The sequence below is a fragment of the Paramagnetospirillum marisnigri genome (genome assembly GCF_001650715.1).
GTDB lineage: Bacteria > Pseudomonadota > Alphaproteobacteria > Rhodospirillales > Magnetospirillaceae > Phaeospirillum > Phaeospirillum marisnigri.
This window is the reverse complement of record NZ_LWQT01000120.1, coordinates 146,989-160,434: the sequence shown is the minus strand read 5'-3', so window position 1 is coordinate 160,434 and position 13,446 is coordinate 146,989. Positions and strand designations below refer to the sequence as shown.

The following is a 13,446-nucleotide window of genomic DNA, read 5'->3' as shown; positions in this document are numbered from 1 at the left end:
CTTGGACGACTTGGAAGAACTGCAGGCCGAGAACGAAGCCTTGAAAGCGGAAATCGAGGAACTGCGCCGCGAGGTCGAGGAGCTTCAGGCCGAGGCCGATATCGATTCCTGCCATGTGGCCGGTCTGACCGCCCAGATCAAGGCCCTGATCGCCGAGGGGGATGCCTGCCCGGATAAATCCGCCCATCCCCTGCTGGAACGGACTCAATATGTTCATTCCCGTACCGGCGAGACCGTGACCAAGACCCGAGCCTTCCCCATCTATCGGGAAGCCTTCGACGCCGAGGCCGAACGCCTGGGTATTGCCCATCCCGAGAAGATCAGAGGTTAGACCGCCATGCCTCCCTATCGCTCCCGCACTTCCACCCATGGCCGCAACATGTCCGGCGCGCGCGGCCTCTGGCGCGCCACCGGCATGACGGATGCGGATTTCGGCAAGCCCATCATCGCCATCGCCAATTCCTTCACCCAGTTCGTGCCCGGCCACGTCCATCTCAAGGATCTGGGGCAGATGGTGGCGCGCGAGATCGAAAAGGCGGGCGGCGTCGCCAAGGAATTCGACACCATCGCCATCGACGATGGCATCGCCATGGGCCATTCCGGCATGCTGTATTCGCTGCCCAGTCGCGAACTGATCGCCGATTCGGTGGAGTACATGGTCAACGCCCATTGCGCCGACGCCATGGTCTGCATCTCCAATTGCGACAAGATCACGCCCGGCATGCTGATGGCGAGCCTGCGCCTCAACATTCCCACCGTTTTCATCTCGGGCGGTCCCATGGAGGCGGGCAAGGTGACGGTTAAGGGGACCACCCACGCCGTCGACCTGATCGACGCCATGATCAAGGGCGCCGACAAGAATGTCTCCGACGAGGAGGCTCTGGCCTATGAGCGGGAAAGCTGCCCCACCTGCGGCTCGTGCTCGGGCATGTTCACCGCCAATTCCATGAACTGTCTGATCGAGGCGCTGGGCCTGGGCCTGCCCGGCAACGGCACCGTGGTCGCCACCCATGCCGACCGCAAGGAACTGTTCCTGGAAGCCGGACGCCTGATCGTCGATCTGGCCAAGCGCGCCTATGAGGGCGACGACGCCTCTGTGCTGCCGCGCTCCATCGCCACCAAGGCGGCCTTCGAGAACGCCATGACGCTGGACATCGCCATGGGCGGTTCCACCAATACCGTGCTGCATCTGCTGGCGGCGGCCGAGGAGGCCGAGGTGGAGTTCCGCATGGGCGATATCGATCGCCTGTCGCGCCGGGTTCCTTGCCTGTGCAAGGTGGCGCCCAATGTTCCCGACGTCCACATCGAGGATGTCCATCGTGCCGGTGGCATCGTCGGCATCCTGGGACAGTTGGACCGGGCCGGGCTGATCAACCGCGATTGCGGCACCGTCCATGCCCCCTCCATGGCCGCCGCCTTGGACAAGTGGGATATCAGCCGCACCAATGATCCGGCGGTGCAGACCTTCTATCGCGCCGCCCCCGGCGGGGTGCGCACCACCGAGGCCTTCAGCCAGTCCAAACGCTGGGACAGCCTGGACGCCGATCGGACCAAGGGCGTGATCCGCTCGGCCGAAGCCGCCTTTTCCAAGGATGGCGGGTTGGCGGTGCTGTTCGGCAATCTGGCCCTGGACGGCTGCATCGTGAAGACCGCCGGCGTCGACGACAAGAATCTGACCTTCTCCGGCCCCGCCGTCATCTGTGAAAGCCAGGATGAGGCGGTGGCCAAGATCCTGGACGGCGTGGTCAAGGCGGGTGACGTGGTGATCGTGCGCTATGAAGGCCCCAAGGGTGGCCCCGGCATGCAGGAAATGCTCTATCCCACCAGCTATCTGAAGAGCATGGGCCTGGGCAAGGACTGCGCCCTGATCACCGATGGGCGTTTTTCCGGCGGCACTTCGGGCCTGTCCATCGGCCATGTCTCGCCGGAAGCGGCCGAGGGCGGCGCCATCGGTCTGGTTCAGCCCGGCGACATCATCGATATCGACATTCCCAAGCGTCTGATCGCCATCCGGGTGTCCGAGGCGGAGTTGGAGTCGCGGCGACAGGCCATGGTGGCCAAGGGCAAGGCCGCCTGGAAGCCGGTGGGACGCGATCGTCAGGTGTCCTCGGCCCTGAAGGCCTATGCCGCCATGACCACCAGCGCGGCCCGTGGCGCGGTGCGCGACGTGTCTAAACTGGAATCCTAGGACGGCCCATGACCATCACCTGGAGCGAGTCCATGAGCGTCGGCGTGCCGATGCTGGACGAGGATCATAAGACCCTGATCGGTCTTATCAATCTTCTGCATCGCTCCATCGGTGACCGGGAAGAGTATGTGGCGGTCTATACCGTGCTGGGGGCGCTGGAGGAGTACGCCGCCCATCATTTCGCCCGCGAGGAAGGGATGATGCGCGCCAGCCGCTGCCCGCAACTGGAGCAGCACCAGCGCACCCATCACGGTTTCGCCGAGCAGGTCGCGTCCATCAAGGCCCGCTACGAGGAGAACCCCAGTTCGGTGCGGGCGAGGGAATGCCTCAGCTTCCTCAACAACTGGCTGGTCAACCACATCTGCACCACCGATATGAGCTACCGGGCCTGGCTGGTGGGCCATGCCGGGGCGCGGCAGGCCGGTGAAAAGGTCGATATGGTGGTGCCGGGCCGCCGTGACTCGGCCCGCGACCTGCGCAGTCTCGACATCCTGCTGGTCGACGACAATCTGAACTTCTGTGAAATCCTTATCACCATCCTGGGCAGCGTCGGCATCAACCGGGTCAATGTCGTCAATGACGTGGCCGCCGCCAAGGCGGCCCTGGTGGAGCGGGCGGTGGACCTGCTGATCACCGACTGGCATGTGGGCGCCGATAGCGGTCTGGATCTGGTGAAGTGGCTGCGCCAGGGGCCGCCGCGCCTGGCCAGCATCCCGGTGTTGATCCTGTCGGGCCACGAGCGCTTGATCAATCGCGATCTGGCGCTGTTGGCGGGGGCGGATGAGTTCATGGAAAAGCCTGTGACGGCGCGCGGACTGCTGATCTGCCTGTCGCGGCTGGCGGCCAAACCGGCGCAAAGCTAGGAGTTGCGGCATGCTGGTGGATGAACGTGGATTGCTGCCGGACCACATCCACCCCTTGCCCGATCTGCTGAACCGTGACGCCGCCTCGGTGCTTTCGGCCTTCATCCACAGCCAGCGCGCCGACTTCGAACGGGTCCTGGCCGAGATGGGGCAGGGGACCTCGCCGCTGCGCACCGTCCTGGCCGAACTGGGGCGGGGCAAGACCGCCGATCTCGGCGTGTTGTTCCTGCACCTGCATCGCCATGTGATGGAGCATCCGGTCTGGACCCATCCCTTTTTCCTGCGGGTGTTCGAGGGCCGTATCACCCCCGAGCAGGTCAAGCGCTTCGCCACCCAGTATTTCAACCAGATCAAGAACACCCGGCAATGCGTGGCCCTGGCCATCGGCCGGTTCCACGGCCTGACCGCCCTGGCCGAGGGCAATCGCGGCGAGCGTCTGTCCGAGCTGACCCAGATCGCCCTGGCGCAACTGGTGGCCGATGAATACGGCGTCGGCAGTCATGGTCTTGAGGATTATCCCGAATTGGGGCGGCTGCTGGCGGCCAAGACCCATATCGTCATGTATCGCCAACTGTTCGAGGGCTTGGGCCTGGCACCCGAGGACCAGGATGTGGCCATGCTGCCCGAAGTGGCCGACAATGTGCTGATCCAGCGCCTTGTCGCCGGCCATCCAGAATTCACGCCGCTGGAAGCCCTGGCCTCGGTGGGACTGGGCATGGAATGGGGAGTCCCCGAATTCTTCAGCCTGCTGCTGGGCGGCCTGATCCGGGTCTCCCAGCGCGACGGCCTAGGCCTGACGCCGCGCCATCTGGAAGTGTTCATCGCCCATGTGCGCTATGACGTGCTGCACGCCATCTCGGTGATGCTGGTGACATCGCTGCACATGCGCGGTCCCGAGGATCGCGGGGTGGTGGAGAACGCCTGCAACATGCTGATGGCCGGGCGTACCGCCATGATGGGCGGTCTCTATCGCCATGTCTTCGGCGAGGAATGCCCCGAAGTGACGCTGGAAGACCGCCATCGGGTGAGCGACGTCCGTATCATCGAAGCCCTGCGCCACGCCCGCGCCACGATTGCTCCCCAGCGGGTGGTGGGCGGCGAGGCCTATCGCACCTCGACAACCACGCCGTTCAACTAAGCTCCACCCAGATCGGCGTATGGTCGCTGGCCTTGTCCTTGGCCCGTGGCGCCTTGTCGATGTCGCAGGCGATCAGCCGGTCGGCGGCCTGGGGCGACAGCAGCAGATGGTCGATGCGCAGGCCCTGGTCGCGCTGCCAGGCTCCCGCCTGATAATCCCAGAAGGTATAGCGGCGCGGCTCGTCGGGATGCAGCGCCCGGAAGGCTTCGGTCAGGCCGAGATTCAGTAGCTCGCGGAACAAGGCCCGGCTTTCCGGACGGCACAGGGCGTCAGCCTGCCAGTTGACGGGGTCGTAGACATCGTCGTCGGTGGGGCAGACATTATAGTCGCCCGCCAGCACCAGCGGCACCTCGCTCTCCAGCAGGGCGCGGGCATGGCCGACCAGACGGCGCATCCAGCCCAGCTTGTAGTCGAACTTGTCGCCCGGCGCCGGATTGCCGTTGGGCAGGTAGAGCGAGGCCACCCGGACGCCCTCCACCGTCGCCTCGGCATAGCGGGCCTGTTCATCACCCGCATCGCCGGGCAGGCCGATGCGGATGTCCTCGGGCTGGCGCTTGGACAGGATGGCGACGCCGTTATAGCTCTTCTGGCCGTGCACCACGCAGTGATAGCCCGCCGATTCGATCTCGAGGCGGGGGAAGGCGTCGTCCTGGCACTTGATCTCCTGCAGCAGCAGGACATCGGGTTTGGCCTCGCCCAGCCAGTCCAGCACATTGGCGAGACGGGCGCGAACCGAGTTGACGTTCCAGGTGGCGATGCGCAGGGCCATGACTTCCGTCTCCGAGATCAACTCCGGCGGAGCATAGCCGCCGCCGCGTTCCGGCGAAACCCCGCTTGGAGCCTGGCGCGCAGTTCCCATATGCTGTCGGTATGGTGATCCGAGTCCTTGTCCTGGCGCTGCTGCTGGCCAGCCCCTGCGCCGCCCAGACCTGCCCGCCGCCCGGTGTCTTCGTACCCGAGCGCAAGGTATCGCTGTCAACCGGAATGGGGGTTCCGGTTTACAGCAGCGAGCTCAGCCGCGCCCAGGTCAATGCCCTTGCCGGACGGCTGGGGCAGTTGTCCGGTGGCAAGGTGGTGGGCCTGACCCAAAGCGAGGTGGAAGGCAAGGTTCTGCCGCAATTCTGGACCGTCGACCTGGGGGGAGGGCAGTCCTGTCTGGGGCTGGGGCGGGTGGATGGCTTCTGGCGGCTGCGCGACCTGATCGTCCACATCGCCTCAGAATACGGACCCGGCGGCTGCAATTACGCCAAGGTCCGCCTGCACGAGGACGAGCATGTGGCCATCGCCCGCGAGACCTTCCAGCGCTGGGCGCCGCGCCTGGAGGACGCCTTGCGCCGCGAGGCGGGCGGCATCTCTCCCATGGTGGTGCCATTGGGACAGGTGGAGCGGAGGCGGGAAGAGATCACCCAGCGTCTGTTCCGCTCCCTGAACCCGCCCATGGACGGGTTCAGGGCTGAATTGCGCGACAGGAACGCCGCCATCGACACGGCGGCCAATTACCGGCTGGTGATGAGCCGCTGTCCCAGTTGGTAGGCGTCAGACCGAGAAGGAACTGCCGCAGCCGCAGGTGGAGGAGGCATTGGGATTCTTGATCTGGAACGAGGCGCCGACCAGATCTTCCACGTAATCCACCACCGAGCCGTCCAGCAGGTCCAGCGAGGTCTGGTCCACCACCAGGCGGATGCCGTGGTCCTCGAATACCCGGTCCTCGTCGCCGATCTTGTCGTCCAGCGAGATGCCGTACTGGAATCCCGAGCAACCGCCGCCGGACACGCCGATGCGCAGCATCATGTTGGGATTGCCTTCCATCTTGATCAGGGTGTGCACCCGGTCGGCGGCGCTTTCGGTCACGGCGACCCGCGCGGCGTAATTGTGCTCTGTTTCGGTCATGTCGGTCCCTTTGGATAGATGATCGGGCGGATTGGCATCACGATACCATCGCCGCCCTTGCCGGGGGAAGGCCCGAGCCTGCTATTTAGGTATGCGAATGCGTATTTCAAGCCTTCGCATCGCGGCCGACTTACGGAGCCTCGCAGTTGCGTTCCGCATGCGCGGCTTGTAGTGTCCCTGCCATGAGTGCGACCACCGAATCTTGTGCCCGCTTTCTCGCCTGCTATGCCAGCCGGGCGGCGGAGTCGCGCGGGCGGCTTCACGGCGAGCCGGACAGCCCGACCCGCTCGCCGTTCCAGCGCGACCGCGACCGCATCATCCATTCCGCCGCCTTTCGCCGTCTGCAGTACAAGACCCAGGTCTTCGTCTATCACGAGGGCGAGAATTATCGCACGCGGCTGACCCATTCCCTGGAAGTATCGCAGATCGCGCGCTCCATCAGCCGGGTGCTGGGGCTGGACGAAGATCTGGCCGAGGCCCTGGCCCTGGCCCACGATCTGGGGCATACCCCGTTCGGCCATGCGGGCGAGGACGCGCTTCAGGAGGTGCTGGCCGAATTCGGTGGTTTCGATCACAACGCCCAGTCCCTGCGTATCGTCACCAAGCTGGAACGCCGCTATGTGGAGTTCGAGGGGCTCAACCTGACCTGGGAAACCCTGGAAGGCTTGGTCAAGCACAACGGCCCGCTGACCGGCCCCTTAGCGGTGCGCGCCGACCGGCCGCTGCCGGGCGCCATCGCCGAATATGCCGAACTGCATGATCTCGACCTGGACTCCTATGCCGGGGCCGAGGCCCAGGTGGCGGCCCTGGCCGACGATATCGCCTATAATAACCACGATATCGACGACGGGTTGCGCGCCGGGCTGTTCACCATCGAGGACTTGGCCGATGTGCCGCTGGTGGGGCCGCTGTTCCACAAGGTCCGCCACGAATATCCCGATGCCGAGACCTCGCTGCACATTCACGAAGTGGTGCGGCGCATGATCGGCATCATGATCCTGGACCTGACCGGCGAGACCCAGCGCCGCATCGAGCAGTACAAGCCCAAATCCGCCGAGGATGTGCGCGGGCTGGGCGGGCCGCTGGTGGCGTTTTCCGACGGTATGCGCGCCCATGACGCGGCGCTGCGCCAGTTCCTGTTCGCCAATATGTATCGTCACTTCACCGTCAATCGCATGACCAGCAAGGGTCGTCGGGTGGTGAAGGACCTGTTCCGGCTGCTGTTCGCCGAGCCGGAATGCCTGCCTCCCGAATGGCGCCGTCTCGCAGACGGCCGGGGCACCGCCAAGACCGCCCGCGTGGTGGCCGACTATATCGCCGGCATGACCGATCGCTTCGCCCTCGACGAGCATCGCCGGTTGTTCGACATGCAAGAGAAGCCGTAATCACATGAATCTGTTCAGTTACTTCCGCACCGAGATCGTCGCCGCCACCGACAAGGTGATTCCCGGCCACGACCATTCCAAGATCACCGCCGAGCCGCCGCGCGAGGCCGCCCATGGCGATGTCGCCACCAACGCCGCCATGGTTCTGTCCAAGCCGGCGGGGATGAAACCCCGCGATCTGGCCGAGAAGCTGGCCGAGGAACTGCGCCGTCATCCGGCGGTGACTGGGGTCGAGGTCGCCGGTCCCGGCTTCATCAATCTGCGCCTTGCCGATTCGTTCTGGGTCGAGCGGCTGATGGACGTGCTGCGCGCCGGTGTCGCCTATGGCGATTCCACCCAGGGCGGCGGCAAGCGCGTCAATGTGGAATATGTCTCGGCCAATCCCACCGGTCCCATGCATATCGGCCATGCCCGTGGCGCCGTCACCGGCGACGCCCTGGCCTCGCTGCTGGCCAAGGCGGGTTATGCCGTCACCCGCGAATACTATGTCAATGATGCCGGGGCCCAGGTTGACGTTCTGGCCCGCTCGGTTCACCTGCGCTATCGCGAGGCCCTGGGCGAGGCGATCGGCGAGATTCCGGAAGGCCTCTATCCCGGCGACTATCTGAAGCCCGCCGGGGCTGAACTGGCGAGGGTCCATGGTCCGAAGTGGAAAGACGCACCCGAGGTGGAGTGGCTGGCGACGTTTAGGGCCGACGCCACGTTCGCTATGATGAATATGATCAAGAGCGATTTAAAAGCGCTTGGCGTAAGGCACGATTGTTTTACCAGCGAACTAGGGCTTCACAACGACGGAAAAGTGAATGCAGCGTTAGACTTGTTGGCCTCGAAAGGGCTGGTGTACCAAGGTGTGCTGGAGCCGCCCAAGGGCAAGCTGCCCGACGACTGGGAGCCTCGTCCCCAAATTCTGTTCAAGGCCACCGAGTTCGGCGACGACGTCGACCGGCCGCTCAAGAAGTCCGACGGGTCCTGGACCTATTTTGCCTCGGACATCGCCTATCACCTGGATAAGTTTCAGCGCGGCTTCGCCGCCATGATCGATGTCTGGGGCGCCGACCACGGCGGCTATGTCAAGCGCATGCAGGCGGCGGTCAAGGCGGTCAGCGGCGGCGAGGGCGACCTGGACGTCAAGCTGTGCCAGATGGTCAACCTGCTCAAGGGCGGCCAGCCCTACAAGATGAGCAAGCGGGCGGGCACCTTCGTCACCCTGGCCGATCTGGTGGAGGCGGTGGGCAAGGATGTGGTCCGCTTCATCATGCTGACCCGCAAGAACGACGCCCATCTGGATTTCGACCTGGACAAGGTGCTGGAGCAAAGCCGCGACAATCCGGTGTTCTATGTCCAATACGCCCATGCCCGCTGTCATTCGGTGATGCGCCATGCCAGCGAAATCTGGCCGGATTGGACCGGCATCGTCGAACGGCCTGATGCCGCCGTCCTGGCGCGCTTGACCGACCCGGCCGAGCTTGCTTTGATCAAGCATCTGGCGGGGTGGCCGCGTCTGGTGGAAACCGCCGCCGAAGCCCACGAGCCCCACCGCGTCGCCTTCTATCTCTACGAGCTGGCGGCGGCGTTCCACGGTTTGTGGAACAAGGGCAAGGACGAGGCCCGGTTGCGCTTCCTGATCGAGGATGACCGCGAGGTGTCGCTGGCCCGTCTGGCGCTGCTGAGGGCGGTGGTGGTGGTGATCGCGTCGGGCCTGGCGGTTTTCGGTGTCGAGCCCATGGAGGAGATGCGCTGACATGGCACGGGGTCCCAGCGACGATTTCGACGACGATATCCAGAAGATCATTCCCCAGCGTTTCGACGCCGATGCCGATTCGCATCAAGCGCGGGCCGGACATCGCTTGCGCGGCATGGTCACCATCGTGGTCGCCGTGGTCGCCGTGGGGGCCATTGTCGCCGCCGGTCTGCACTTTCTGGGCGGCAAGAAGGGGGCCGGGCTTGGCGTGCCGGTGATCAGGGCCGACGACAAGCCCATCAAGATGCGTCCGCCGCCCGGTGATCGTGGCGGCATGCAGGTGCCCAACCAGGACAAGCTGGTCTACGAACGCATGGAGCAGGGCACCGACGCCGAGCCCAAGGTGGAGCGTTTGCTGCCCCAGGCCGAGGCGCCCAAGGCGCCGCCCAAACTGGCCCAGCCGGTGGAAACCCTGATTCCCTTGCAGCCCCAGATCCAGCCGCAACCGGCGCCCGTGCCGCAGCGCCCGACCGCGCCGCTGGCGGCCAAGCCGGGCGAACCTCCGAACCCGAAGGCGGCGCCCACCCCGAAGGTGGCGGCGCAGCCCATGGAGGGCGCGGCGACGGTTCCGCCCCCGGCGCCTCCGTCCGCGCCCGCCTATCAGCCGGTCCAGGCCCGCACGCCAGCCCAGGATCAGGTCATCACCCCCGCCCAGGTGGCCAGCGCGCCCGCCGCGCCGTCGCCTGCCGCCATGCCCGCTCCGGCGGTGCCCAAGGCCAGCGGCGGCATCGGCGACTACGTCATCCAGTTGGGGGCGGTGCGCGCCCAGGATCTGGCGGAAAAGGAATGGGCCCGCATCCAGAAGGGCAATGCCGATCTGCTGGGGACTCTGCGCCCGGACATCGTCCGGGTGGAGTTGGAAGGCAAGGGGGTGTTCTGGCGGGTCCGCGCCGCGCCGCTGACCGAACAGGCCGCCCGTCAAATCTGCGCCGAACTGGCGCATCGCAGCCAGGGGTGCATCGTTGCCCGCAAATAGCTCTCCCCCCGCCGCGGCCGTATTCGGCTGCGCCGGGCTCACTCTGTCCGATGCCGAACGCCGTTTTTACGAGCGGACCGATCCGTTGGGCTTCATCCTGTTCGCCCGCAACGTGGACACGCCCGCCCAGGTCCGTGCCCTGGTCAAGGACCTGCGGGACTCTGTCGGCCGCGCCGATGCTCCGGTGCTGATCGACCAGGAGGGGGGCAGGGTACAGCGCCTGAAGCCTCCCCATTGGCGTAAGGCGCCGCCGGGCGAACCCTTCGCCCGTCTGGCCGGATTGGACGCGGAAGCGGCGCGGGACGCGCTGCGGCTGAATTTCCGCCTGATCGGGCGTGAACTGGCCGATCTCGGTATCGATGTGGACTGCGCCCCGGTGCTTGACGTGCCGGTGCCCGGCGCCCACGACGTCATCGGCGATCGCGCCTATGGCCGTACCCCCGACCTTGTGGCCGATCTGGCGGTTCAGGTGGTGGAAGGCCTGCTGGACGAGGCTGTCCTGCCGGTGATCAAGCATATCCCCGGCCATGGCCGCGCCATGGTGGACAGCCATCTGGCCCTGCCGGTGGTGGAAGCCTCGCTGGCCGAGCTTGAGGCCCAGGATTTCCCGCCGTTCCGGGCGCTGCGGCACGCACCTTGGGCCATGACCGCCCATGTGGTCTATACCGCGCTCGACGCCAGCGCCCCCGCCACCACCTCGGCCAAGGTGATTTCCGGGATCATCCGGGGCGCCATCGGCTTCGACGGCGTGCTGGTCTCCGACGACCTGTCCATGAAGGCCCTGGGGGGCAGCTTCCAGGAGCGCACCACCGCCTCCCTGGCCGCCGGATGCGATCTGGTGCTCCACTGCAACGGCGACATGGCCGAAATGGAAGCGGTGGCCGAGGTCCTGCGGCCGCTGGACGAGCGAGCCCGTGAACGGCTGGCCCGCGCCTCGGCCATGAAGCGGACTCCCCAGCCCCTGGATGTGGCCGCCGCCGCCCGGCGGGTCGATGCCTTGCTGGCGCGGGTGGGGTGATGGGCGATCTGGCCGGACTGGTCTATGGCATTACCGTCTGGGCCTTGCCCCTGATCCTGGCCGTTACCCTGCACGAGGCCGCCCACGGCTATGCTGCCCTGATGATGGGTGACGATACCGCCAGCCGCATGGGCCGCATCAGCCTCAACCCCATCCGTCATATCGACCCCTTCGGCACCATCATCCTGCCGGGCCTGCTGCTGGCCCTGGGCGGTGTCATGTTCGGCTGGGCCAAGCCGGTGCCGGTCAATTTCGCCCGGCTGCGTTCGCCCCGCCTGGGCATGATCGTGGTGGCGGCGGCGGGGCCGGGAATGAATGTGGCGCTGGCGGTGATTTCGGTGCTGCTGGCCATCCATCTGCTGCCGCACATGCCGCGCGACATCCAGGGCTGGCTGCTGCTCAACCTGGATAACGCCATCTATTTCAACCTGTTGCTGGCCGTCTTCAATATGATCCCCATCCCGCCGCTGGATGGTGGCCGGGTCCTGGTGGGGGTGCTGCCCGCTCCCTTGGCCTGGCGGGTGGCGCGGCTGGAGAAGGCGGGAATGATCATCCTGCTGCTGGCGCTGTTCGTCCTGCCGATCCTGGGCGGCAAGCTGGGATTGGACCTGGATGTGTTCCGCTGGCTGGTTCAGGGGCCGGTGGATACCCTGGGCCGCGTCTTGGTGGAGGTCCTGCAGTAGATGCAGCTTGACGTCTTCCAGGCCGACGAGGAGCGGGCGGGGCGGGAGCCGGGCGAGCGGCTGATCCTGGACCTGGACGGCTGGGAAGGCCCACTGGACGTGCTGCTGCAATTGGCCCGCGACCAGAAGGTAGACCTCGCCAAGATCTCGATTCTTAAGCTCGCCGACCAGTATATTGAATTCATTGACAGAGTTCGTCAAACCCAGCTGGACCTCGCCGCCGAATACCTGGTGATGGCGGCGTGGCTGGCCTATCTCAAGTCGCGCCTGCTGCTGCCCGAGCCGGAACCCGAGGCCGAGGACGAGTTGTCGCCGGAAGAGATGGCCGCCGCCCTGGCCTTCCGGCTGAAGCGGCTCCAGGGCATGCGCGACGCCGGGGCGGCCCTGTTCGCCCGCCGCTTGCTGGGGCGCGATGTGTTCGGCCGGGGCGATCCCGAGGATGTGGAGGTGGTCAGTCGCTCCATCTTCGATCTGGCGCTGTACGACCTGCTCAAAACCTATGCCGACCATGTGGTGCGCAATTCGGTGCGTACCCTGACGGTGGAGGCCCCCGATCTGTGGTCGGTGGAAGATGCCCTGGCCCGGCTGGAGTCCATGTTGGGCCTGGGGCGGCTGCCGGACTGGTCGGTGCTGATGTCCTTCCTGCCGCCGGTGGGGGGCGATGCCCTCAAGATCAAGTCGGCCATGGCGTCGACCTTTGTCGCCGCGCTGGAGCTGACCAAGCAGGGGAGGCTGACCCTGCGCCAGGATGGAGCCGCCTATTCTCCCATCTATGTCAAGGCGGGCGAGGGGCGGGGGAGCCTGAGTGATGAATGATCCGGCCCATTTGCGCCTGATCGAGGCGCTGATCTTCGCCTCAAGAGAGCCGGTCTCCGAGCGGGCCATGGCCGAACGCCTGCCGGAAGCCACCGATATTCCGCAACTGCTGGCGGAGTTGGAGGCCCATTATGCCGTGCGCGGCTTCAATCTGGTCCAACGCGGCCAGGGCTGGGCCTTTCGCACCGCGCCCGATCTGGCCGAGGCCCTCAAGGTGGAGCGCACCCAGGAGCGCAAGCTGTCGCGCGCCGCCACCGAGACCCTGGCCATCATCGCCTATCACCAGCCGGTCACCCGCGCCGAGATCGAGGAAATCCGGGGCGTCGCCCTGTCCAAGGGAACGCTGGATACCTTGTTCGCCGCCGGATGGGTGGCGCCCAAGGGGCGGCGGCGCACTCCCGGGCGGCCGCTGACCTGGGCCACCACCGACGGCTTTCTCGATCATTTCGGCCTGACATCGGTGGACGACCTGCCCGGCGTCAAGGAATTGGAGGCGGCGGGGCTGTTGGATGCCCGTGCCGCCGCCGGTGCCTATGGCAATCGCGCCGTGGACGGCGACCGGCTGGTGGATACCGGTCCCGAGGAGGAAGACGCCCAGCTCGACCTGCTGGACGAAGAGGATATCTTAGGAATCGGGGAGTAGTGTCTATTTCCAATTCCTTGGCTTGCGCCCATTGCGGAGGGGCGAGTCTTTTGCGATGATCCGCCGCCGGGTCGATGACAAGGCCCGCACGTCGTCAGGGAGTAG

Annotated in this window: 14 protein-coding genes; 12 read left to right on the top strand and 2 right to left on the bottom strand. The window is 65.9% G+C overall.

Annotation, left to right across the window (positions count from 1 at the left end; genetic code table 11):
- Position 1 precedes the first annotated feature (1 nt).
- Genes A6A04_RS20415 through A6A04_RS20400 form a run of 4 tightly spaced genes read left to right on the top strand, consistent with a single transcriptional unit; the run spans position 2 to position 4,189 of the window.
- Positions 2–331, top strand: a complete 330-nt coding sequence (locus tag A6A04_RS20415) for a hypothetical protein (protein WP_068495852.1) — start codon at positions 2–4, stop codon at positions 329–331.
- A 6-nt stretch (positions 332–337) separates the two neighbouring features.
- Positions 338–2,188, top strand: coding sequence for a dihydroxy-acid dehydratase (ilvD, locus tag A6A04_RS20410; RefSeq protein ID WP_068495851.1), 1,851 nt, complete (start codon positions 338–340; stop codon positions 2,186–2,188).
- Between the two features lie 8 nt (positions 2,189–2,196).
- Positions 2,197–3,051, top strand: a complete 855-nt coding sequence (locus tag A6A04_RS20405; protein ID WP_156612719.1) for a bacteriohemerythrin — start codon at positions 2,197–2,199, stop codon at positions 3,049–3,051.
- A gap of 10 nt (positions 3,052–3,061) precedes the next feature.
- Positions 3,062–4,189 (top strand): TenA family transcriptional regulator, encoded by a 1,128-nt coding sequence (locus A6A04_RS20400; protein ID WP_068495850.1) that lies wholly within the window; start codon positions 3,062–3,064, stop codon positions 4,187–4,189.
- Here the strand turns inward: A6A04_RS20400 and xth are convergent.
- Complete coding sequence (gene xth / locus A6A04_RS20395) at positions 4,182–4,958, bottom strand: exodeoxyribonuclease III (protein ID WP_082915102.1); 777 nt, start codon at positions 4,956–4,958, stop codon at positions 4,182–4,184. The two genes, A6A04_RS20400 and xth, sit on opposite strands and share 8 nt — an antisense overlap.
- Before the next feature lie 101 nt (positions 4,959–5,059).
- On the opposite strand from xth, the gene A6A04_RS20390 reads away from it, so the two are divergent.
- Complete coding sequence (locus A6A04_RS20390) at positions 5,060–5,722, top strand: hypothetical protein (RefSeq protein ID WP_068495849.1); 663 nt, start codon at positions 5,060–5,062, stop codon at positions 5,720–5,722.
- Between the two features lie 3 nt (positions 5,723–5,725).
- On the opposite strand, the gene erpA is transcribed toward A6A04_RS20390, so the two are convergent.
- Entirely contained in the window at positions 5,726–6,079 is a 354-nt protein-coding gene (gene erpA / locus A6A04_RS20385; protein ID WP_068495848.1) for an iron-sulfur cluster insertion protein ErpA, read from the bottom strand.
- A gap of 182 nt (positions 6,080–6,261) precedes the next feature.
- On the opposite strand from erpA, the gene A6A04_RS20380 reads away from it, so the two are divergent.
- Genes A6A04_RS20380 through scpB form a run of 7 tightly spaced genes read left to right on the top strand, consistent with a single transcriptional unit; the run spans position 6,262 to position 13,341 of the window.
- Positions 6,262–7,464, top strand: coding sequence for a deoxyguanosinetriphosphate triphosphohydrolase (locus A6A04_RS20380; protein WP_068495847.1), 1,203 nt, complete (start codon positions 6,262–6,264; stop codon positions 7,462–7,464).
- 4 nt (positions 7,465–7,468) lie between these two features.
- Positions 7,469–9,205: an arginine--tRNA ligase gene (gene argS, locus A6A04_RS20375; RefSeq protein WP_068495846.1), complete on the top strand. Its 1,737-nt coding sequence runs from the start codon at positions 7,469–7,471 to the stop codon at positions 9,203–9,205.
- 1 nt (position 9,206) lies between these two features.
- A complete protein-coding gene (locus tag A6A04_RS20370) occupies positions 9,207–10,181 on the top strand; it encodes an SPOR domain-containing protein (RefSeq protein ID WP_068495845.1) in 975 nt (324 codons plus the stop codon).
- Entirely contained in the window at positions 10,168–11,199 is a 1,032-nt protein-coding gene (gene nagZ / locus A6A04_RS20365) for a beta-N-acetylhexosaminidase (protein WP_068495844.1), read from the top strand. The genes A6A04_RS20370 and nagZ overlap by 14 nt, the downstream gene beginning before the upstream one ends.
- Positions 11,199–11,882 (top strand): site-2 protease family protein, encoded by a 684-nt coding sequence (locus A6A04_RS20360; protein WP_068495843.1) that lies wholly within the window; start codon positions 11,199–11,201, stop codon positions 11,880–11,882. The genes nagZ and A6A04_RS20360 overlap by 1 nt, the downstream gene beginning before the upstream one ends.
- Complete coding sequence (locus tag A6A04_RS20355; protein ID WP_068495842.1) at positions 11,883–12,698, top strand: segregation and condensation protein A; 816 nt, start codon at positions 11,883–11,885, stop codon at positions 12,696–12,698. It begins immediately after the preceding gene.
- Positions 12,691–13,341, top strand: coding sequence for an SMC-Scp complex subunit ScpB (scpB, locus tag A6A04_RS20350; RefSeq protein ID WP_068495841.1), 651 nt, complete (start codon positions 12,691–12,693; stop codon positions 13,339–13,341). Before A6A04_RS20355 ends, scpB begins: the two co-directional genes overlap by 8 nt.
- Positions 13,342–13,446: the final 105 nt, after the last annotated feature.